Origin of the sequence: Brachybacterium halotolerans, assembly GCF_016623465.1 — a bacterium.
GTDB lineage: Bacteria > Actinomycetota > Actinomycetes > Actinomycetales > Dermabacteraceae > Brachybacterium > Brachybacterium halotolerans.
The window spans coordinates 39791-60184 of record NZ_JAEDAJ010000002.1 but is presented as its reverse complement, the minus strand read 5'-3'; the positions used below and the strand labels follow the sequence as shown (position 1 = coordinate 60184).

Genomic DNA, 20394 nt, shown 5'->3' with positions numbered 1-20394 from the left:
TCGCCTCAGGCGTTCAGGAGGCGCGAGGGGGCGCCGTGCGGACCGCCCTGGGCGGCCGGTGTCGGGACCGCGGCGGCCGGGACTCCCGAGGGTGCCTCGGCGAGGTGCGCGCCGAAGCCGGGCGCGAGGCCGGTGGCCGAGGACGACGCCGCCGAGACCGCCGATGGGGCCGCCCCACGGCTGCGCTCGATGTGCATCGTGCGGTAGACCTCGAGGACCCTCGCGCCGAAGGCCTCCGCGCCGCAGGTGCGGCGCGCATGCTGGAGGGCGCGGTGCGACATCCTCTCGATGCCGATCTCGTCGTCCAGCAGCGAGGTGAGGCGGGCGCAGAACTCCGCGGAGTCCTCCACGGCATAGCCGGTCTCGCCGGCCACGAGCACGCCGGCGACCGAGTCGTCGCGGCGGCACAGCAGCGGGAGCCCGCAGGCGAGGGCCTCGATGTAGGTGAGGCCCTGGGTCTCCGAGCGGGACGCGGAGACGAACAGGTCGGCCATCCGGTACCAGCGCGGGACCTCGTGCGGGTCGATCGCGCCGGCGAAGCGCACGGACCTCTCCATGCCGAGGTCGGCGACCAGGTGCTCGAGGTGCTCGCGGTAGGGGCCGTCGCCCACGAGCACGAGGACCGCGTCCTCGCGCTCGGCGGCGGCCACGTCGCGGATGACCTGGTCGAGGTTCTTCTCCTTGGCCAGGCGCGAGACGCTCAGCAGCACCTTCTGGCGGGCGCCGATCCCCAGGGAGGCGCGCAGGGCGGCGGAGTCGGCCGCCTCGGCGGAGGACTGGGCGGGACGGAAGCGCCCGAGGTCCAGGCCCGTCGGGATCACGTGCACGGGTCGGCTCACCCGGTAGCCCTCGAGGAGGTGCGCGACCTTCTCGGTGGGGGCGATGACCGCGTCGGTCCGCTCCAGCAGCCGGCGGGAGAACTCCGCGACGGCCTTGCGGCCCATGGTGCGGCTGGGGGAGTAGTAGTGCGTGTAGTCCTCGTAGATCGTGTGGTACGTGTGCACGAGGGGCACGTCGAGGTCACGGGCGATGCGGCGGGCCCACACATGGGTGGTGAACTCGCAGTTCGAGTGGACCACGTCCGGGTGCCAGCGCTTGATCGCGCCGAGGATGCGTCGCTGGTGGATGGTGCCGATGCGGGCGCTCGCGTAGAACAGCGAGGCCGAGACCGAGCCGAGGCGATAGACCTTGCCCTCGCACGAGGAGCGCAGGCCGGGTGCGAGGGTCAGCACCCGCACGTCGCAGCCCAGGGCTTCGAGCTGCCGACGCAGCGTGGTCACCGAGGCGACGACCCCGTTGACCGCGGGTTCCCACCAGTCAGTGGTCAGCAGCACCTTCAGCGGGCGCTCGGATCGCACGGCGTGCCGCGCGGACGAGGACCTCTCGAGCAGTGTCATGGTGCCATCCTCCGCCGGAGACGGGGCCGACCCATCAGTCGGAGGTCCACTCCGCGTCCACCCCAGGGATGATCCTGCGCCGGAGGCGGACCCGGGCACTCGGCCCTGGCCTCCCCCTTCGCACGAACGTGAGCGCTGCATGGTCCCGACCATAGCGTCCCGGAGCCGCGAGTCGAGGGTGCGGCGGGGGACACGCCGGGGAAGGCCTGATGACGGGGAGCGGGTCGGGGCGGCGGAGGGATGTCGAGGAGTCATGCTCCGGGTCTGCGCACCCGCGGCGCCCCTTCCCATCCCGCCACCTGGTGGGGCCCATGTCGGGCTTTCCCCACCTCCGGTGCCCGCTCCGGCGCGCACTCGGTGACCGGTTCAGGCGGTGATCACTCGCTGACCTGGTAGGTGGCGGTGAGATCGGCGCTTGCGAGCTGCTGGGTGAAGATCGCGAAGCGCGCGCCCACGTGGGGGTCCGACGGATCGGCGCCCAGGGTCTCCACGGGCAGCGCGTGCACGGAGAACACGTAGCGGTGCGGAGGACCGGCGGGCGGGTTGGGGCCGTCGTAGCCGATGCGTCCGAAGTCGTTGGCCGCCTGCTCCAGATCGGCGCTCTCGCGGGGCACACCGAGGTCCAGCGAGGTGGCCGAGGCGGGGATGTCCCAGGCGATCCAGTGCCAGAAGCCCGAGCCCGTCGGCGCGTCAGGGTCGTAGCAGGTGACGGCGAAGCTCCGGGTGCCCTCGGGCGCTCCGGTCCAGGTGAGATCCGGGGAGGTCGAGGTGCCGCCGAGCTCGGGGGCGAGCTGCGCGGCGGCGACCACGGAGTCGTCGGGAGTGGCCTGCGAGGTGACGGAGAACGTGGTGTCGGTCATGCTCCCAGGCTACGGGACGCTCGCCCGGTGACGACAGGATCCCCGGCTGGCGCAGTGATCGACCGGAGCTCGTCGGCGCGTCCCTCCTGTGCCGTTCCCGGGGCTCGTCGGCCCCGGATCAGAATCCGCTGGAGGAGGGGCGCGGGTAGTGCGTGAGGAACTTCTTGACCTGGTTGGCCATCGCGATGGCGATGTAGGCGCGGCGGCGCGCGCCCTCGGTGGCGTAGGCCAGCGGGTGCACCGTGCGGTGGCGGGCGATGCGGCGCACGCGGGCCCGCAGCCCGGGCTCGGTCACGTAGCGCATGAGCAGGGGGCGGGGGACGATCGAGTAGAGGATCTCGTCGTCCGGGACGATCCGCTCGATCCGCTCGTGGTCGACGACGTCGCGGACGACCGCGCGCGCCACGTTCGCCCCGGCCGCGGTCATGTAGTAGTTGTTCCGCCCGATGCGCGGGTTGACCTCGAAGAACTTCGCGACACCCGTGCGCGGGTCGACCTTCACGTCGAAGTTCGCGTAGCCGCGGTAGCCGGTGTGCTCGAGGAACGCGACGGCCTGCGCGGCGATCTCGCCCGGGTCGGCCGTGAACATCGCCGCTGGGTTCCCGAGGGCGCCGGGGGTGTGCTCCTCGAGCAGCACGTGCGCGCCGCCGAGCAGGGTCACCCGGCCCGCCTGGTCGACGTAGGCGGTGATCGAGCGCATGGCGGTGTCGTCGCCCGGGACCATCTCCTGGACCACGAAGCGGTCGGCGAAGCCCGCCTCGTCGAGCCGGTGCACGAGGTCCGTGAGCTCGGCGGGCTCGGTGAGGTGGTAGACCTTCTTCTTCCCCGTGAACTCCACATGCGTGTAGGCGGAGGAGCGGGCGGGCTTGGCGACCACGGGGAAGGCGAACGGGAGCTCCGGGATCTCCGTCGGCCCCTCGCCGGTGAAGTCCACGACCACGGTCTCCGGCGTGCTCACGCCGAGCGTCGTGCAGATCTCGGAGAAGGTCGCCTTGTCGGAGACGTCGCGGAGGGTCTTCTCGTCCAGCACCGGCAGCACGAAGAACTCCTCGAGCTCCTCGCGGTGGGCGCTGAGCAGTGCGATCAGCCAGTCGGCGTTCGCGAGCGCGATCGCCGGGACGCCCGGGCGCTGCGCGGAGCGCTCCCGGCCGTGGCGCAGCAGGGCGGCAGCGAGGTCGTCCTCGGTGGCGCTCGCGCCGAGCTCCTCGGCCACCAGGATCCGCGAGTCCGCGATCGGCCCCGAGACGCTGCGCGTGATGACGTGCGAGATCGTCCCGTACTGCTCGTGGAAGGCGCGGGCCAGGGCGTACACGCCGATGTCCCCGCCCAGCATCACCAGGTCGAAGTCGTCGCGAGGCTCGACGGGGCCGCGGGAGCGCGAGGAGGCGGGCGCCATGGGTGATCTCCTTCGGACGGGCAGCGGGACGGCCGACGGGCCGAACGGGTGACGGGATGGAGGGCCGACGGGCCGACGGGATCGGGCCCGTCAGAACCCGGTGTCGGTCGGGCGCGGGTACACGCGCAGGTACTTGCGCACGAAGTTGAGGCCGGAGGTGCGCGCGTACGCCTTCATCCAGGCCCCTTCCGGACGGTACAGGAAGGGATTCGCGAGAGCGGTGCGGGCGACGTCCTTCACGCGCGCCCGCAGATGCGCATCGCGCACGTAGCGCAGCACGAGCCGCACCGGCAGGATCGTGTAGAGCACCGGACGGGTCACCACGACCTGGTCGATGTCCTCCCCGTGCACGAGGTCCTCGACGATGTGCCGGGCGACGGACTCCCCGGCGGCGGTCACGTAGTAGTTGTTGCGCCCGATCCGCGGGTTGATCTCGAAGAAGCACTGCTCGCCGGTGCGCGGATCGACCTTCACGTCGAAGTTCGCGAAGCCGACGTAGTCCACCGCGTCCAGGAAGCGCGACGCGGCCTCGACGAGCTGCGGGTGGGCGCCCGTGATCATCGCGGCCGGACGGCCCAGGGCTTCCGGCGTGTGCTCGCCCAGCAGCACCTGTGCGGCGCACAGCAGGGTGACGCGTCCGCGGCTCGAGCGGTAGGCGGTGATCGAGCGCTGCGCGGTGTCGTCGCCCGGGACCAGGTCCTGGAACAGGAAGCGGCCCGTGAAGCCCGCGTCGCGCAGGCTGCGCACCAGGCGCAGACGCTGCTCCTCGCTCTCGAGGAAGAACACCTTGCGCTTGCCGGGGAAGGACACCCGGCCGTACTCGGCGGTGTTCGCGGCCTTGCCCACGCAGGGATAGGCCCAGGGCAGCGGGTCCTCTCCGTCCCAGTCCGCGTCGCGGGCCCGTGCGAAGTCCACGACCTTCGTGGGCGGGGTCGCGATGCCCAGACCCTCGCAGATCTCCTGGAACTCGGCCTTGTCGGCGAGGTGCTCGAGCTGCGCGGCGTCGACCTGGGAGAGCAGGTAGTGCTCCTCGAGATCGGCCCGGTGGGCGTCGATGAAGGCGACCAGCGAGTCGGCGTTGCACAGCAGCAGTGCGGGACGACCCGCAGGACGCTGCTGCGCGAGCTCGACGAGCACGTCGCGCATCTCCTCGTCGCTCGCGTCCGCGCCCAGCACGATGCTGCGCGCGGTCACGGTGCGCTCGTTCATCGCCACGGGCACGCGGCACACGAGTGTGGACACGATCCCGTACTCCTGATGGAACGCGATCGTGAGGTTCAGGGTGTTCAGACCCGCTCCGAGCACGACGACGTCGAAGCCCGGATCGGCCGTCGGGGGGGACGAAGGCATGCGTGGGATCCTACCGGGCGCTCACGCGTTCTCTCCCAGGTGGGACACGGATCTCAGCGTGCGCCGGCGGTGCGCGGCCACAGGGTCGTGTCCGCGGGCAGCGCTCGCAGGCCGGTCGCGTCGTCCTCGTGGGAGGCGATGAGCACCCGGGCCTCGTGGGCGGCCTGGGGCCGACGTCGGGACCGGCGCCTCGGGCCGATAGCATGGATCGGTGACCACCGAGACCACCGAGACGGCCCAGACCCCCGAGAACTCCGACGCCGCCGGCATCAGCGACGCCAGCTACCGCCGCGCGCAGACCCGCAGCGACGCGCTGTGGGAGAAGATCCGCACGAACCCCAGCGGGCTGCGGATGCTCACCGGGGACCGCCCCACGGGCGCGCTGCACATCGGCCACTACTTCGGCTCCCTGCGCAACCGGGTGCGGCTGCAGCAGGCGGGCGTGGAGACCTGGCTGATCGTCGCGGACTACCAGGTCATCACCGACCGCGAGGTGCTCGGCGACATCCGGGGCTCGGTGCGCGAGCTGATCACCGACTACCTGGCCGCGGGCATCGATCCGGAGCAGGCCACGATCTTCACGCACTCCGCGGTGCCCGCGCTGAACCAGCTGATGCTGCCGTTCCTCTCGCTCGTCACCCAGCCCGAGCTCGAGCGCAACCCCACCGTGAAGGCCGAGCTCGCCGCCGCCGGCAAGTCGGCGATGGGCGGGCTCATGCTCACCTACCCCGTCCACCAGGCGGCGGACATCCTGTTCTGCCACGGCAACCTGGTGCCCGTGGGCAAGGACCAGCTGCCCCACATCGAGCAGACCCGTGTGGTCGCCCGCCGCTTCAACGAGCGCTACGCGGGCGGGGAGCAGTACTTCCCCGAGCCCGACGCGCTGCTCTCCGAGGCGCCCACGATCCTGGGGCTCGATGGCAGCCACAAGATGAGCAAGTCCCTGGGCAACACGGTCATGCTGCGCATGAGCCCCGAGGAGACCGCGAAGAAGATCAAGAAGGCCAAGACCGACTCCGAGCGGGAGATCACCTTCGATCCCGAGAACCGTCCCGAGGTCGCGAACCTGCTGACCATCGCCTCGCTGTCCACGGGGCGCAGCCCCGAGGAGATCGCCGCCGAGATCGGCGACAAGGGCGCGGGCACCCTCAAGGTGATGACCGCCGAGGTCCTCAACGAGCACCTGGCGCCCCTGCGCGAGCGCCGTGCCGAGCTCGAGAAGGACCCCGGCTACCTCTTCTCGGTGCTGCGCGCGGGCAACGAGCGCGCGAACGCCGCGGCCGACGAGACCCTCGCCCACGTGCGTGAGGTCATGGGGATGGTCTACTGACCCGTCGCCCGACGGCCACGGTTCAGAAGCTGCTCGAGCTGCCGGCTCCCGAGAAGCCGCCGCCCGAGTACCCGCTCGTGCTCCCGGAGGACGCCGGCGGATTGCGGTGCGTGTCCAGCGCCGTCGTGGCGCCGCCGTACCAGGCGCCCGTCCACAGCACGGGGCTCAGCGAGTATCCCGAGACGTAGTCCTGCGGGTGGCGGGCGAACTGCCGGCCGCGCACCGAGGTCGGGAAGTCGCTGGTGAAGTGCTCGGGCTCGGCGTCCCGCATCACCTTCGCCTCGTCCTCGTCCTGTGTGCGCACTCCGATGGCCTCGTCGCGCAGGCGCTCGCTCGCCGCGGACAGCCGCTCGGTGAGCTCGTCGAGCCTCTCCAGCGCGTCGTCCGGGCTGATGCCGCCGTCGAGGTAGGCGGTGGAGACCTCCTCGAGGTCGCTCGAGACCTGCCGGGCCGTGGACCGCAGGCCGGCGGCCGCGTCGGAGTCCGTCGTGGCGCCCTGCTCCCCGGGAGTGTCGGAGTCGGAGTCGAATTCGGTGTCAGCGTCGGCGGGGTCGAGGACCTCCGCGATCGTCTGCTCGACCGCGGCCAGCGACTCGTCGAGCGGGCGCCGCTCCTCCTCCCATGCGCTCCGGAAGTCTCCCGAGCGGCCGAGGAGCCGGGCCGCGCCGATGATGGTGTCGTCGGCGCGATCGGCGACCTCGACCGACGTCGCGAACTCCTTCGCCCGGCGCGCCGACGCCGGGCCGATGCCCCACAGCGGTCCCGGGCGGGCAGGCAGTGCGGAGGAGGTGGTCTCCGCCTCGTCGACAGCGCGGCGATAGTCCTCGACGTCGGCGAGGATCGTCGCCCCGTAGGAGGAGTCGCGCGGGATCCGGGAGGCGGCCTGATCGGTCTCCTGCCGCTTCGCGCGCACGTTGTCGAAGCGCTCGCGGGCGGTGCGGACCCGGCGGCGGCTGCCGGCCCCGCGGGCGAGCGCGGCCACGGCCCCGGCGCCGAGGGCGACGAGCGCGATGAAGGCGCCGATGATCGCGCCCGGACTCCGCCACCAGGGGCGTCCCAACAGGTCGGCGTACTTCTGGGCGCCCGCGTCGAAGGCATCCGCCCACGCCCCGTCGGAGGCGTCGTCCTTCATCGCGTCCTGCACGTCCTCGAAGTCGCCGTCGGAGAGCTTGACGTCCTCCCCGGCGTACGTCCCGACCTTCCGGTTGTCCGGGTCGATCGCGAGGATCACGACGCCGTCGGCCCACTTCTCCCCGTCGATCCAGTCGGGGTGCTCGGACCTCGCGAAGTGCAGCACCGCGTCGTTCAGCCCGGTATCGGCCGACGGGTCGGCGTCGTGCCCGGAGATGTCGAGGGTGACCACCTTGAGGTCGACGGGAGCGGCGGCCTCGCGGAGGTCGATGTCCTGGAGTCGGCCCTCGAGAGCATCCGGATCATCGATGATTCCCTGCGCGTCGTCGATCTCGACGGAGCCCGGGGGAGCGGCGAGCGCGCCCGGGGCCAGCAGGGGAGCGAGCAGCGCCAGCAGCGCGAGAGCGCCGACGAGCACGAGGACGAGGCTCCGCACGTGGGTCGACGGTGCCAGGGCGCGGGTCGTCGCCCGGGGCGTGGGAGGAGCCGGGGGAGCGGTCGGGGCCTGGGGATGCGGGTCCATGGCTCCACGCTACGGAGCGCCGAGCGCACGGCGGATCCGCCGATCGTCGGTCCCTGCACCTGCGCAGGGAGCGCCCTTATACTCGCCTTAAGCAGACCTTTGGGTGGTGGCCGGTGCGCCGGAATCGCCGCCCCGGACGGAAGGGAACACGCATGCCCATCTTCGAGAACGTCTCCGAGCTCGTCGGCCGCACTCCGCTCGTGCGCCTGAACCACCTGGGCGACGAGGTCGTCGCCGACGTCGTCGCGAAGCTCGAGTTCTACAACCCCGCCGCCTCCGTCAAGGACCGCATCGGCGTGGCCATGATCGACGCGGCCGAGCGCTCCGGCCAGCTCCAGGAGGGCGGCACGATCGTCGAGGCCACGAGCGGCAACACCGGCATCGCCCTGGCCATGATCGGCACCTCGCGCGGGTACCGGGTCGTCCTCACCATGCCCGAGTCCATGTCCAAGGAGCGGCGCGCCCTGCTGCGCGCCTTCGGCGCCGAGCTCGTGCTCACCGAGGCCTCCAAGGGCATGAAGGGCGCCGTGGAGAAGGCGCAGGAGGTCGCGGAGGAGACCGGCGGCGTCCAGGTCAAGCAGTTCGAGAACCAGGCCAACGCCGAGATCCACCGCACCACCACCGCGGAGGAGATCTGGGAGGACACCGACGGCGAGATCGACGTCCTCGTCGCCGGCATCGGCACCGGCGGTACCATCACGGGCGTCGGCCAGGTCCTCAAGGAGCGGAAGCCCGGCGTGCGGATCGTCGCCGTCGAGCCCGCCGAGTCCCCGATCCTCAACGGCGGCCAGCCCGGGCCCCACAAGATCCAGGGCCTCGGCGCGAACTTCGTGCCCGCGCTGCTGGACACCGACGTGTACGACGAGGTCATCGACATCGACGCGGAGACCGCCATGGAGCGTGCCCGCTCGATCGCCCGCAGCGAGGGCCTGCTCGTGGGCATCTCCTCGGGCGCCGCGATCGAGGCCGCCGTGCGCGTGGGTTCGCGCCCGGAGCTCGCGGGCAAGCGGATCGTCGTGGTCGTGCCCTCCTTCGGCGAGCGCTACCTCACGACCCCGCTGTACGCCGAGTACATGGACTGAGGTCCGCATGGGCCTCCTCTCCCGCGCCCGCAGCGGCCGACGCGGTGGGCTCGTGCGCGGGACCGCCGCGTCGCTGGACGGACGATCCGGTGCCGCGGACCTGCGCGGCGCGCTCGCGGCCGTCCGCGAGGACGTCACCGCGGCGCGCCACCGCGATCCCGCGTCGACCTCCGACCTGCAGGTGCTGCTGACCTCCCCGGGTCTGCACGCGATCTGGTCGCACCGACTCGCCCACCGCCTCTGGGGCGCCGGGCGGGCCGGGCGACTGCCCGCACTGCTGCTCGCCCAGGCCACCCGGTCGGTCACCGGGGTCGAGATCCATCCCGGCGCGCACATCGGGCGGCGCTTCTTCATCGACCACGGCATGGGCGTGGTCATCGGGGAGACCGCCGAGGTGGGCGATGACGTGATGCTCTACCACGGTGCGACCCTGGGCGGCCGCTCCATGGAGCGCACGAAGCGCCACCCCACCGTGGGCGACGGCGTCGTCATCGGGGCGGGCGCCCGCGTCCTCGGCCCGGTCGCGATCGGCGACGAGGCGCAGGTCGGCGCCAACGCGGTGGTCGTGGCCGACGTCCCCGCGCATGCGACCGCCGTCGGGGTCCCCGCGCGGGTGCGCCGTGAGCGCGCCCATCCCGAGGAGCTCGTCGACCCCGCCATCTGGATCTGACCCGCGGCCCCGCTCACGGTCCTGACCAGCGGTCGCGCTCAGCCGAAGGGGTCGAGGAAGGGGTTCGTCGCGCCGTCGCGATGCCGCTCCCAATCGGGGAGCACCTGGTGGGCGTCCTCGGCGATCACATGATCGAAGGCGGCCCGCACGAACGGGTCCCGCGGAGGATCGATGTCGATGAGCACCGTGGTCGCGCCGTGCTCGCGCGAGAGCGGGGCGAGCGCGGCGGCCGGGAACACGGTGCCGCTGGTGCCGACCACCGCGAACACGTCGGCCGAGATCGCCAGGGCCTGCGCGCGCGAGAGCGCGGCCTCGGGGAGCATCTCGTCGAACAGCACGACGTCGGGGCGGGTCGGGCTCCCGCACACGGGACAGAGGGAAGGCGCGCCGTGGTCCTCGGCGCGATCACCCCCGCCCGGCGTCAGCGGGGCCTCCCACGTGCAGTCGGGGTCGATGCAGACTGCCGCGTACGCACGGCCGTGCAGCTCGCTCACGTCGCGGGACCCCGCCGCCTGGTGCAGGCCGTCCACGTTCTGGGTGATCACGGGTGCGCCCATGCGGGCGATCGCGTAGTGGCCGGGCGTCGGACCGTGATCCGCCGCGACCTTCGTCATCCCGCCCCACACGCGCCACAGCGCAGGCAGGGATCCGGGCAGGGCATCGGCGTGCATGGCGCTCTCGAGGTCGGGCGAGAGCGCCCAGAGCCCGTCGGGTCCGCGGAAGGTGCCGACCCCGGTGCGTGCGCTGAGCCCCGCCCCCGTGAGGACGACGAGCCGCTGCGAGGGGTCCGGACGGAACCGGGGGGTCACCACTCCTCGTGGGTCCTCGAGTCCCAGGCGGCGTCCTCGCCCAGGTCCAGCGTGGCGAGCAGGGCGCGGTCCTCGTCGTCCAGCGCGACGGCGCCCAGGTCGAGGTTGGTGCGCTGGCGCTCGGGGTTCGCGGACTTCGGGATCACGACGATGCCCTGGTCGACGGCCCAGCGCAGGGCGATCTGCGCGACGGCGACGCCGTGCTTGTCGGCCACCTTCCGGATAGCGAACTGCTCGCCGAGTCCCTCGCGGCCGCCGAGCGGTCCCCAGGCCTCGGTGACGATGCCGTGCTCGTCGTGGAAGGCGACGGCGTCGCGGCGCTGGAGGGCGGGGGAGAGCTGGATCTGGTTGACCTCGGGCCACTCGCCGGTCGCGTCGAAGAGCTCCTGCAGCTGATCGGGACGGAAGTTCGAGACGCCCGCGTGCCGGATCAGGCCCTCGGAGCGCAGGTCCAGCAGGGTGCGCCAGGTGTCCAGGGCCAGGCCGCGGGAGGGGTTCGGCCAGTGGATGAGGACGAGGTCGACGCTGTCCAGGCCCAGACGGCGCAGGGACTCGAGCACCCCGCCGCGAGCGGCCTCGCGGCCCTGGTCGCCGCCGGCGACCTTCGTGGTGATGAAGACGTCGGTCGAAGCGAGGCCGCTCGTGCGCAGGCCCTCGCCCACGGCCGCCTCGTTGCCGTACTGGGCGGCGGTGTCGATGAGCCGGTAGCCGCCGCGCAGGGCCGCGGCGATGGACTCGGCTCCCTCGACGCCCTTGGTCGAGGAGGTGCCGAAGCCGATGAGCGGGATCTCGGTCCCGTCGGCGAGGGTGCGGGTGGGGGCCGAGGGGGCGGCTGCTGCGGACGACGTGCTCATGGGGACCTCCTGGGTCGGTGGGTCGGTGGGTCGGTGGGTCGTGCAGTGCTGTGACGTGCTGTGGAGCGGGTGCTGTGCGGAGCTGCGGGCTGCGGACGGCGGGGAGGCCCGGGGCCTCAGCGCCAGGATGCGGGGGCGTGGGGCGGAACGAAGGCGGCGATCTCCTCGGCGCTGGGAAGGGCGGTCTCCAGGGAGCGCTCCATCATCAGCTGCTGGGAGCCGAACTCCTCGAGCCCGCGGCGCACCGTGAAGCCCAGGCGCTGCAGCAGGGACACGCTGCGCTTGTTGCGGGTCTGCGTGACGGCGATGACGTGGTCGTCCTCGAGGTTCTCCTGCGCCCAGGCGAGCAGCTGGCGGCACGAGGCCGCCGCCAGGCCCTGGCCGGTGGCCTCGGGCAGCAGCGCATAGGAGAGCTCGAGCTCACCGCGGTCGTAGTCCAGGGTGATGGACCCGATCATGCGGTCCTCGTCGTCGGCCCGGTCGATCACCCAGTGCCCCCAGCTTAGCCCCAGCGGGGACAGCTCGAGGGCCTGGCGGGACGCGTAGTCGACGGACCCTCCGAGGTACTCGCGGGTGATCGGATCGGTCATCAGCCGGATCATCTCCGACCGGTCTCCGTCGTGCGGGGCGCGGATCACGACACGCTGCCCGCGGATCGTGATCGGCCATTCCCACGTACCTTCCCGAGTCACCGTGCCAGCCTACCCGTCCCGCCCCGGTACAGTGAGATCCGCGCCGCGATGACGCGGTCGCGAGTCTCCCGGCTCACCCCTCCCACCTGCGAGGGAGAGCCCCGCACGAATCAGGAGAGCAGATGCCCGAGGCCATGGAGCGCACCACCCCGCTGCACGCCGTGCACGAGGAGCTGGGCGCGACGTTCACGGACTTCGCGGGATGGCAGATGCCCGTGCGGTACAGCTCCGATCTGGCCGAGCACAAGGCCGTGCGCGAGCACGCGGGCATCTTCGACCTCAGCCACATGGGGGAGATCGAGCTCGTCGGCCCGGAGGCCGGAGAGGCCCTGGACCGGGCGCTCGCCGGCAAGCTGTCCGGCATCTCGGAGGGTCGTGCGAAGTACTCGCTGATGCTCACCGAGCACGGGGGGATCGTCGACGACCTCATCGTCTACCGCCTGGGGGAGCAGCGCTTCCTCGTGGTCGCCAACGCCTCCAACGCCGACGTCGTCGCCGCGCAGCTGCGCGAGCGCAGCGCGGGGCTCGACGTCCAGGTCGAGGACCGCTCCGCCGACGTCGCCCTCATCGCCGTGCAGGGCCCCGCGAGCGCCGACATCGTCACCCGGGCCCTCGTGGGGGCGCGCACCGGCGTCAACATCCAGGAGATCGCCGAGCTCAAGTACTACCGCGTGCTCGCGGGGACCTTCGAGGGCGAGGAGCTGCTGGTCGCCCGCACCGGGTACACCGGCGAGGACGGCTTCGAGCTCTACGTCCCCTCCTCCCACGCCCGCGCCCTGTGGGACACGGTCGTCGCCGCCGGCGGCGCCGAGCTCACCCCCTGCGGCCTCGCCAGCCGCGACACCCTGCGCCTGGAGGCCGGGATGCCGCTGTACGGCCACGAGCTGGGTCGCGACACCCTCCCCGCCCAGGCGGGCATGGGACGCGTCGTCGCCCTCACCTCGAAGGGCGACTTCGTGGGCCGCGCGGCCATCGAGGCCTCGGACCCCAGCGGGAGGCCCGTGCTCGTGGGCCTGGTCGCCGAGGGCCGACGGGCCGGGCGCGCGGGTGCCCGCGTGCGGGACGCACAGGGCCAGGACCTGGGCGAGATCACGTCCGGCGTGCTCTCCCCGACGCTCGGCCACCCCATCGCCATGGCCTACCTCGACCCGTCGGCCGCCGCCGAGGGCACCGAGGTGATCATCGACGTGCGCGGCAAGGACCTGCCCGCGACCGTCGCCGCCCTGCCCTTCTACCGACGCTCCTGACTGCCGCTCCCGACCCCTGCTCCACCATCGCCCCGTCCCGGAAGGACCGACCATGAGCAACGAACTCCTGTACAGCAAGGACCACGAATGGGTCCGCGTCGACGAGGACGGCATCGCCGTCATCGGCGTCACCGACTTCGCCGCCGGCCAGCTCGGCGACGTCGTCTACGTCGATCTCCCCGAGGTCGGCGCGAGCATCAGCGCCGGCACCGAGATGGGCGAGATCGAGTCCACGAAGTCCGTCTCCGACCTGTTCGCCCCGCTCGACGGCACCGTCACCGAGGCCAACCAGGCCGTCGTCGACTCGCCCGAGCTCGTGAACTCCTCGCCGTTCGAGGACGGATGGCTCATCAAGGCCTCCTTCCTCTCCCTGCCCCCGGACCTCATGAACGAGGCCGAGTACAAGGACTCCGTCGGCGAGTGACCGAGCGGACGGGGACGCATCCGCGTCGCCCCGTCCACCATCGGGCGACGGGCCCCTCGTTCCCTCGGTCCGCCCGTCGGCCTTCCCGGCCGGGCCCTCCCCGTGCAGGGTCCTCCCGCACCGCAGCACCCCTCCCATCCGCGACACCCGATGAGGCGACCCACGTCGATGACCAGCACCGCCAGCACGTTCCCCCACGACGCCTTCGTCCACCGCCACGTCGGGACGGACCCCGACGCCCAGCGCCGCATGCTCGAGGCCGTCGGCGTCGCCGATCTCGACGCCCTGCTCGAGGCCGCCGTGCCCGGGACGATCCTGCTGGATCCCCGCACCGACGACGCCCTCGGCGACGGTGCGACCGAGACGGAGGTGCTCTCCGAGCTGCGCGGGCTCGCCCGCGCCAACACGGTGCGCACGCCGCTGCTGGGGGAGGGCTACTACGGCACCGTGACCCCCGCGGCCATCCAGCGCAACGTCCTGGAGAACCCCGCCTGGTACACCGCCTACACGCCCTACCAGCCGGAGATCTCCCAGGGCCGCCTCGAGGCGCTGCTGAACTACCAGACCGTGATCGCGGACCTCACCGGCCTGCCGATCGCGAACTCCTCGATGCTCGACGAGGCCACGAGCGCCGCCGAGGCGATGCTCCTGGCGCGCCGCGCGACCCGCGCGAAGGTCGCCCGCTTCGTCATCGACGAGGACGTGTTCACCGCGACCGAGGCCGTGGTCCGCGGCCGCGCCGAGGCCGTGGGCATCGAACTCGTCAGTGCAGACCTCAAGGATCCGGCCTCCGCGGCCGCGGCCCTCGAGGACGGCGCCTTCGGCGTGCTCGCCCAGTACCCCGCCGCCTCGGGACTGGTGTGGGACCCGCAGCCCCTGGCCGAGGCGGTCCACGCCGCGGGCGGCAAGATGATCCTCGCGAGCGACCTGCTCGCCCTCACCCTGCTCACCCCGCCCGGGGAGCTCGGCGCGGACGTCGCCATCGGCTCCTCCCAGCGCTTCGGCGTGCCGCTCGGCTTCGGCGGCCCCCACGCCGGGTTCATGTCCGTGGCCAAGGGCCTCGAGCGCCAGCTGCCGGGCCGTCTCGTCGGCGTCTCCCAGGACGCCGAGGGCAATCCTGCGCTGCGCCTGGCCCTGCAGACCCGCGAGCAGCACATCCGCCGTGAGAAGGCCACCAGCAACATCTGCACCGCCCAGGTGCTGCTGGCCGTGATGGCCTCGATGTACGCGGTCCACCACGGGCCCGACGGGCTGCGCCGCATCGCCCGGCAGGTCGCCGCGCGCACCGCGGACCTCGCCTCCGCGCTCTCCCGCAGCGGCTTCCCCCTCGCGCACGACGCCTTCTTCGACACTCTCACCGTCGGCGTCGCCGGCCGCGCCGAGGAGATCGCCGCCGCGCTCGCCGAGACCGGCTACCTCGTGCGCGTCGTCGACGCGGACACCCTGCGCCTGAGCCTCGACGAGACCACCGACGCCGGCGATCTCGAGGCCCTCGTCGGCGTCCTCGACGGCTTCGCCCCCGCGGAGTCCTCGGTCCCCGGCGGGATCGGGGCCGACGGGTCGGGCTCCTCGCAGGCGGTCGACGAGGACGGGCTCCCGGAGATCGGCGGGGGCTGGCCCGCCGAGCTGCACCGCACGAGCGCCTACCTCGCCGACCCGGTGTTCTCCTCCTTCCATTCCGAGACCGCTCTCATGCGCTACCTGCGGCGCCTCTCCGACCAGGACTACGCGCTGGACCGCGGCATGATCCCGCTGGGCTCGTGCACCATGAAGCTCAACGCGGCCGTCGAGATGAGCGCGATCACCTGGCCCGAGTTCGCCGCCGTGCACCCCTTCGCCCCGCGCGAGGACGTCGAGGGCTACCTCGAGCTCATCGACTCCCTCGAGCGCTTCCTCGCCGACATCACGGGCTACGACACCGTGTCCCTGCAGCCGAACGCCGGCTCCCAGGGCGAGTACGCGGGTCTGCTCGCGATCCGCGCCTATCACCTCTCGCGCGGTGACTCCGAGCGCACCGTGTGCCTCGTGCCCGCGAGCGCCCACGGCACCAACGCGGCCTCCGCGGTCCTCGCGGGTCTGCGGGTCGTGGTCGTGGCCTCGGACGCCGAGGGCAACGTGGAGGTCGACGACCTCCAGCAGAAGATCAAGGACCACGGCGACGAGCTCGCCGCGATCATGATCACCTACCCCTCCACCCACGGCGTCTACGAGCAGCAGGTGCGCACCGTCTGCGAGCTCGTGCACGACGCGGGAGGACAGGTCTACGTCGACGGCGCGAACATGAACGCCATGGTCGAGGTCGCCCGCCCCGGTGAGTTCGGCGGCGACGTCTCCCATCTGAACCTCCACAAGACCTTCTGCATCCCCCACGGGGGAGGCGGCCCGGGCGTCGGCCCCGTCGCGGCCAAGGCGCACCTTGCGCCGTTCCTGCCGGGCCATCCGCTCATGCAGAACCCCGAGCACTACGTGGCCGGGCACCCCGCGACCGTCCACGGCGGCGCGCCGGTCTCCCAGGCCCCCTACGGCTCGCCCTCGATCCTGCCGATCCCGTGGGCGTACATCCGCCTGATGGGCGGGGCGGGTCTGCGGCACGCCACGGCCTCCGCGGTGCTCGCCGCGAACTACGTCGCCGCGCGCCTGAAGGACGTCTTCGACATCCTCTACCGCGGGGAGAACGGCCTCGTCGCCCACGAGTGCATCCTGGACCTGCGCCCCTTCACCGCGCGCACCGGGATCACCGTCGACGACGTAGCCAAGCGCCTCATCGACTACGGCTTCCACGCGCCCACCATGTCCTTCCCCGTGGCGGGGACGCTCATGGTCGAGCCCACCGAGTCCGAGGACCTTCCGGAGCTGGACCGCTTCGTCGACGCGATGCTGATGATCGCCGAGGAGGCCGAGCAGGTCGCCTCCGGCGCCTGGCCGAAAAACGACAACCCGCTGGTGAACGCGCCGCACACCGCGCAGTCGATCGCCCGGGACGACTGGGCGCACCCCTACTCGCGGGAGATCGCCGTCTACCCGGGCGTGCACGCCTCGCGGGAGGACATCGCGCAGAGCCGTCGCCACGACAGCGTGCAGATGCGGATCGCCGCGAAGTACTGGCCGCCGGTGCGCCGCGTCGACCAGGCCTACGGCGACCGCAACCTCGTGTGCACCTGCCAGAGCCCCGAGGCCTACGCGGAGTCCTGAGGCGCCGCGATCCCGTGATCCCACGTCCGACGTCGGCCGTCTGCGGCCGCATGAACCTGCGTGTCATCCGGTTTCGGCCGAGGGCGCGGGCACCCGTAGCCTGCGGTCATGACCGAGATCCTCACCTCCCACGCCGGCTCCCTCCCGCGCACGCCCGAGCTCATCGAGGCCAATGCGCGGCGCGAGGTCGCCGATGACGGCGTCACGCCGATCATCACCGACGAGTTCCGCCAGATCCTGGCCTCTGCGGTCGACGACATCGTCGCGCGCCAGCAGCGCGTGGGCATCTCCGTGCCCAACGACGGCGAGTACGGCCACGCCATGGGATCGGCCTACAACTACGGCACCTGGTGGAGCTACATCTTCGACCGCGTGAGCGGACTGCAGATCACGGGAGTGGACCACCGCAGCCAGGAGCCCGTGCGCTCCGCGCCCGGCGACGTGCGCCTGACCTCCTTCGCGGACCGCCGCGACTGGGTGCGCTTCGCCGACGCCTACGCCGACCCGGCCTCCGGGATCTCGCTCGGCGAGCAGCACGTGTTCCCCGCGGCGACCGGCGAGGTCGCCTTCACCGAGCTCGGACGCGAGCTGGTCGCCCAGGACGCCGCGAACCTGCGCGAGGCGCTCGGCGCGCACGGCATCGAGCAGGGATTCCTCAACACCCTCTCGCCCGGATCGGGCAGCCGCATCCAGGACGACCACTACGGCGACGTCGACGCCTTCCTCGACGCATGGGTCGAGGTCATGCGCCCCGAGTACCGCGCCATCGCCGACGCCGGGCTGCTGCTGCAGATCGACGACCCCTCGATCGCCGAGAACTTCGACCAGATCAACCCCGAGCCCACCGTCGAGGACTACCTCGCCTTCACCCGCAAGCGCGTCGACGCGGTCAACCGCGCCCTCGAGGGCATCCCCGCCGAGCAGGTCCGCTTCCACCTGTGCTGGGGCTCCTGGCACGGGCCCCACACCACCGACCTCGAGTTCGCGCACCTCGCGCCCACGATGCTCGAGATCAACGCCAAGTACTTCAGCTTCGAGGCCGCGAACGTGCGCCACGAGCACGAGTGGACCGTGTGGGAGGACCTCGAGCTGCCCGCGGACAAGGTCATCGTCCCCGGCATCGTCTCCCACTCCACCAACGTGGTCGAGCACCCCGAGCTGGTCGCCCAGCGCATCGAGCGCTTCGCGAAGCTCGTCGGCCCCGAGCGCGTGATCGCCTCGACCGACTGCGGGCTGGGCGGGCGCATCCACCCGGACATCGCCTGGGCCAAGCTCGACTCCCTCGTGCAGGGCGCCGCGATCGCCTCCGCGAGGCTCTGAGGGCCGCCCGACCCGGTTCGCCCGATCACGCTGTCCGGTCTGCACCGACCCGGTCCGGACCGGTCCGATCCTCGGTCGACGTTCGCATGAACGTCGCCGACACGTCACGCCGGCGTGTCCTGCGGTATCCCACTGCGGGACACGCTGAGCGCGTGAGGATACTCGTGATCGCCGAGACGTTCCTGCCGCACATGAGCGGCGTGACCGGCTCCGTCCTGCACATGGCCGACCAGCTGACCGCCTGCGGGGACGACGTCTCCGTGATCGCCCCCCCCACCACGCGGGCGCCCCGGATTCCCTGACCACCGCCTGCGGCGCGAGGGTGCCCATCCACGAGGTGCCGTCCCTGCCGCTCCCGGGCTATCCCGGGATCCGTGTGGCGACCGTGAGCGCGACCTCCCTGCGACGCACCATCGCCGCCCACGCGCCCGACGTCGTCCATCTCGCCTCCCCGATCGTGCTGGGTGGGCGCGCCGTGATCGCCGCCCGCCAGCTGGACCTGCCCGTGGTCGCCGTCTACCAGACCGACGTGCCCGGCTTCGCCGCCGCCTACGGACTGCGCTTCCTCGAGAACGCCTGCTGGCAGATCCTGCGCGACCTCCACCAGCGCGCGACCCTGACCCTCGCCCCGTCGACCGCCTCGCGCGATCTGCTCGCCGCCCACCAGATCCCGCGCATCCGGCTCTGGGGCCGGGGCGTGGACACCGAGCAGTTCCGTCCGACGGCCCGCTCCCGGGCACTCCGCGCAGAGCTCGCGGATCCCACGGAGAGGGTCGTCGCCTACGTGGGGCGCCTGGCGCCCGAGAAGCAGGTGCGCGACCTGCGCGTCATCCATGACATGCCCGGGGTGCGCCTGGTGATCGTGGGCGACGGACCCGAGCGCGCCGATCTCGAGCAGGCCATGCCGCGCGCCCGCTTCGTGGGATTCCGCCGCGGCGCCGACCTGGCCGCCCATCTCGCGAGCGCCGACCTGTTCATCCACCCCGGCGAGCACGAGACCTTCTGCCAGACGATCCAGGAGGCGATGGCCTCGGGCCTGCCCGCCATCGCCCCGCGCGCCGGCGGGCCGATCGACCTCATCGACCCCAGCCGCACGGGCTGGCTGTACGCGCCCGGCGACCTCGCCGAGCTGCGTGCCCGCACCGCCGACCTGCTGTTCGACGACGCCAAGCGCGAGGCCATGGGCCGCGCCGCGCTCGAGTCCGTGCGGGAGCGCTCCTGGAGCGCGCTCGCCGACCAGCTGCGCGGCCACTACGAGCAGGCCATCCTCGCCAACGCCGGAGTGCTCGCCCTGGGCTGAGCGCGCGGTGCCGGGCTCCCGAGGTCCAGCGCCCGCGCCGCAGCGCGGCGTCAGTCGCCGCGGACGATGCGGGCGAAGGCCGCGAGCAGCGCCCGCCAGCTCCCGCGCGGCCCCTGCGCCGCCTCGACGGCCGCCGCGGCCTGCGCGGGCGTCACTCCCTCGGGCAGCAGGTCGCTCGTCTCCGCCCAGCGGCCCACGACCCCGGGCGTCACCTCGGGGTGGAACTGCACGCCCCACGCGAGGTCCTCGGTGACGAAGGCCTGGACGGCGCCGTCGGTCCCGGAGGCGAGCAGCCGGGAAGCAGGCGGCAGCGCGGTGATCTGATCCTGGTGCCACTGCAGCACCCGCGGGTCGTCGCCGAGCGCGGCGATCAGCGGATCCTCCCTGCCCTCGGCCGTCGGCACGACGGGCAGGATCCCGACCTCCGCGACCCCGCGCCGGCCCATGGCGCCCTCGAGGGCGAGGGCGAGCTGCTGCGCACCCAGGCAGATGCCCAGGGTGGGCACGCGGCGGTCGCGCGCGGTGCGCACGAGCGCTCGCACCGCCGGGAACCAGGGATGGCCGGCGTCGTCGTCGGCGTCCATGCCGCCGCCGAGCACCACGAGCCCCTCGACGCCGCGCAGATCGTCCGGCACCTGATCGCCGCGGTGCGCGCGCACGAGGCGCAGGGTCACGCCCTCGGCCTCGAGCACCTCGGCGAGCACCGCGGGAGGGCAGTCCGTCTCGTGCTCGATGACGAGCACCTCGGGCCGGTCCAGGACGGAGGAGGGATCCGGATGCTCGGGCGTCATGGGGGATTCCTACCAGAGCCCGTCAC

The 20394-nt window shown here is 72.6% G+C and carries 18 protein-coding genes; 9 read left to right on the top strand and 9 right to left on the bottom strand.

Translation table 11 applies throughout. The features are described 5' to 3' along the window. Positions 1–5: 5 nt before the first annotated feature. The 4 genes from I8D64_RS04525 to I8D64_RS04510 all read right to left on the bottom strand — a co-directional run bounded on the left by I8D64_RS04525 (position 6) and on the right by I8D64_RS04510 (position 5003). A complete protein-coding gene (locus I8D64_RS04525; protein WP_200501329.1) occupies positions 6–1397 on the bottom strand; it encodes a glycosyltransferase in 1392 nt (463 codons plus the stop codon). A gap of 377 nt (positions 1398–1774) precedes the next feature. Then, on the bottom strand, positions 1775–2257 hold the full coding sequence (locus I8D64_RS04520) for a YbhB/YbcL family Raf kinase inhibitor-like protein (RefSeq protein WP_200501328.1): 483 nt from the start codon (positions 2255–2257) through the stop codon (positions 1775–1777). A 118-nt stretch (positions 2258–2375) separates the two neighbouring features. Beyond that, positions 2376–3653, bottom strand: coding sequence for a carboxylate--amine ligase (locus tag I8D64_RS04515; protein WP_200501327.1), 1278 nt, complete (start codon positions 3651–3653; stop codon positions 2376–2378). A gap of 90 nt (positions 3654–3743) precedes the next feature. Next, positions 3744–5003: a carboxylate--amine ligase gene (locus tag I8D64_RS04510; protein WP_200501326.1), complete on the bottom strand. Its 1260-nt coding sequence runs from the start codon at positions 5001–5003 to the stop codon at positions 3744–3746. 268 nt (positions 5004–5271) lie between these two features. On the opposite strand from I8D64_RS04510, the gene trpS reads away from it, so the two are divergent. Further along, positions 5272–6333, top strand: a complete 1062-nt coding sequence (gene trpS / locus I8D64_RS04505) for a tryptophan--tRNA ligase (RefSeq protein WP_200501678.1) — start codon at positions 5272–5274, stop codon at positions 6331–6333. 22 nt (positions 6334–6355) lie between these two features. Here the strand turns inward: trpS and I8D64_RS04500 are convergent, their stop codons facing one another. Beyond that, complete coding sequence (locus tag I8D64_RS04500; protein WP_200501325.1) at positions 6356–7987, bottom strand: DUF5129 domain-containing protein; 1632 nt, start codon at positions 7985–7987, stop codon at positions 6356–6358. 152 nt (positions 7988–8139) lie between these two features. Between I8D64_RS04500 and cysK the strand changes: the two genes are divergently transcribed. Beyond that, positions 8140–9069: a cysteine synthase A gene (cysK, locus tag I8D64_RS04495; protein WP_200501324.1), complete on the top strand. Its 930-nt coding sequence runs from the start codon at positions 8140–8142 to the stop codon at positions 9067–9069. Between the two features lie 7 nt (positions 9070–9076). Next, positions 9077–9739, top strand: coding sequence for a serine O-acetyltransferase EpsC (gene epsC / locus I8D64_RS04490; RefSeq protein WP_200501323.1), 663 nt, complete (start codon positions 9077–9079; stop codon positions 9737–9739). A gap of 38 nt (positions 9740–9777) precedes the next feature. Here the strand turns inward: epsC and I8D64_RS04485 are convergent, their stop codons facing one another. The 3 genes from I8D64_RS04485 to I8D64_RS04475 form a co-directional block, all read right to left on the bottom strand. After that, the gene (locus I8D64_RS04485; RefSeq protein WP_200501322.1) at positions 9778–10548 is read right to left on the bottom strand and encodes a Sir2 family NAD-dependent protein deacetylase; all 771 of its coding nucleotides are present in this window, start codon (positions 10546–10548) and stop codon (positions 9778–9780) included. Next, entirely contained in the window at positions 10545–11402 is an 858-nt protein-coding gene (locus I8D64_RS04480; RefSeq protein ID WP_200501321.1) for an aldo/keto reductase, read from the bottom strand. Before I8D64_RS04480 ends, I8D64_RS04485 begins: the two co-directional genes overlap by 4 nt. 116 nt (positions 11403–11518) lie before the next feature. Then, positions 11519–12040: a GNAT family N-acetyltransferase gene (locus I8D64_RS04475; protein ID WP_228359599.1), complete on the bottom strand. Its 522-nt coding sequence runs from the start codon at positions 12038–12040 to the stop codon at positions 11519–11521. Positions 12041–12216: 176 nt separating this feature from the next. On the opposite strand from I8D64_RS04475, the gene gcvT reads away from it, so the two are divergent. The 6 genes from gcvT (at position 12217) to I8D64_RS04450 (ending at position 19577) form a co-directional block, all read left to right on the top strand. Beyond that, positions 12217–13341: a glycine cleavage system aminomethyltransferase GcvT gene (gene gcvT / locus I8D64_RS04470; RefSeq protein WP_200501319.1), complete on the top strand. Its 1125-nt coding sequence runs from the start codon at positions 12217–12219 to the stop codon at positions 13339–13341. A gap of 52 nt (positions 13342–13393) precedes the next feature. Further along, positions 13394–13765, top strand: a complete 372-nt coding sequence (gcvH, locus tag I8D64_RS04465) for a glycine cleavage system protein GcvH (protein ID WP_200501318.1) — start codon at positions 13394–13396, stop codon at positions 13763–13765. 168 nt (positions 13766–13933) lie between these two features. Beyond that, positions 13934–16957 (top strand): aminomethyl-transferring glycine dehydrogenase, encoded by a 3024-nt coding sequence (gene gcvP, locus I8D64_RS04460; RefSeq protein ID WP_200501317.1) that lies wholly within the window; start codon positions 13934–13936, stop codon positions 16955–16957. 108 nt (positions 16958–17065) lie between these two features. Then, positions 17066–18277: a cobalamin-independent methionine synthase II family protein gene (locus I8D64_RS04455; RefSeq protein ID WP_200501316.1), complete on the top strand. Its 1212-nt coding sequence runs from the start codon at positions 17066–17068 to the stop codon at positions 18275–18277. Positions 18278–18429: 152 nt separating this feature from the next. Continuing rightward, on the top strand, positions 18430–18579 hold the full coding sequence (locus I8D64_RS17740) for a hypothetical protein (RefSeq protein ID WP_343068429.1): 150 nt from the start codon (positions 18430–18432) through the stop codon (positions 18577–18579). A gap of 20 nt (positions 18580–18599) precedes the next feature. After that, positions 18600–19577 (top strand): glycosyltransferase family 4 protein, encoded by a 978-nt coding sequence (locus I8D64_RS04450; protein WP_343068428.1) that lies wholly within the window; start codon positions 18600–18602, stop codon positions 19575–19577. A gap of 50 nt (positions 19578–19627) precedes the next feature. Here the strand turns inward: I8D64_RS04450 and I8D64_RS04445 are convergent, their stop codons facing one another. After that, a complete protein-coding gene (locus tag I8D64_RS04445) occupies positions 19628–20368 on the bottom strand; it encodes a type 1 glutamine amidotransferase (RefSeq protein ID WP_200501315.1) in 741 nt (246 codons plus the stop codon). Between the last annotated feature and the right edge of the window lie 26 nt (positions 20369–20394).

Bases quoted from the DNA above. Each gene is read 5' to 3' on its own strand.
- I8D64_RS04515 (WP_200501327.1), bottom strand. From the start codon at position 3,653: ATGGCGCCCGCCTCCTCGCGCTCCCGCGGCCCCGTCGAGCCTCGCGAC.
- epsC (WP_200501323.1), top strand. From the start codon at position 9,077: ATGGGCCTCCTCTCCCGCGCCCGCAGCGGCCGACGCGGTGGGCTCGTG.
- gcvP (WP_200501317.1), top strand. From the start codon at position 13,934: ATGACCAGCACCGCCAGCACGTTCCCCCACGACGCCTTCGTCCACCGC.
- I8D64_RS04455 (WP_200501316.1), top strand. From the start codon at position 17,066: ATGACCGAGATCCTCACCTCCCACGCCGGCTCCCTCCCGCGCACGCCC.
- gcvH (WP_200501318.1), top strand. From the start codon at position 13,394: ATGAGCAACGAACTCCTGTACAGCAAGGACCACGAATGGGTCCGCGTC.
- I8D64_RS04520 (WP_200501328.1), bottom strand. From the start codon at position 2,257: ATGACCGACACCACGTTCTCCGTCACCTCGCAGGCCACTCCCGACGAC.
- I8D64_RS04445 (WP_200501315.1), bottom strand. From the start codon at position 20,368: ATGACGCCCGAGCATCCGGATCCCTCCTCCGTCCTGGACCGGCCCGAG.
- I8D64_RS04480 (WP_200501321.1), bottom strand. From the start codon at position 11,402: ATGAGCACGTCGTCCGCAGCAGCCGCCCCCTCGGCCCCCACCCGCACC.
- I8D64_RS04510 (WP_200501326.1), bottom strand. From the start codon at position 5,003: ATGCCTTCGTCCCCCCCGACGGCCGATCCGGGCTTCGACGTCGTCGTG.
- gcvT (WP_200501319.1), top strand. From the start codon at position 12,217: ATGCCCGAGGCCATGGAGCGCACCACCCCGCTGCACGCCGTGCACGAG.
- I8D64_RS04525 (WP_200501329.1), bottom strand. From the start codon at position 1,397: ATGACACTGCTCGAGAGGTCCTCGTCCGCGCGGCACGCCGTGCGATCC.
- cysK (WP_200501324.1), top strand. From the start codon at position 8,140: ATGCCCATCTTCGAGAACGTCTCCGAGCTCGTCGGCCGCACTCCGCTC.
- I8D64_RS04500 (WP_200501325.1), bottom strand. From the start codon at position 7,987: ATGGACCCGCATCCCCAGGCCCCGACCGCTCCCCCGGCTCCTCCCACG.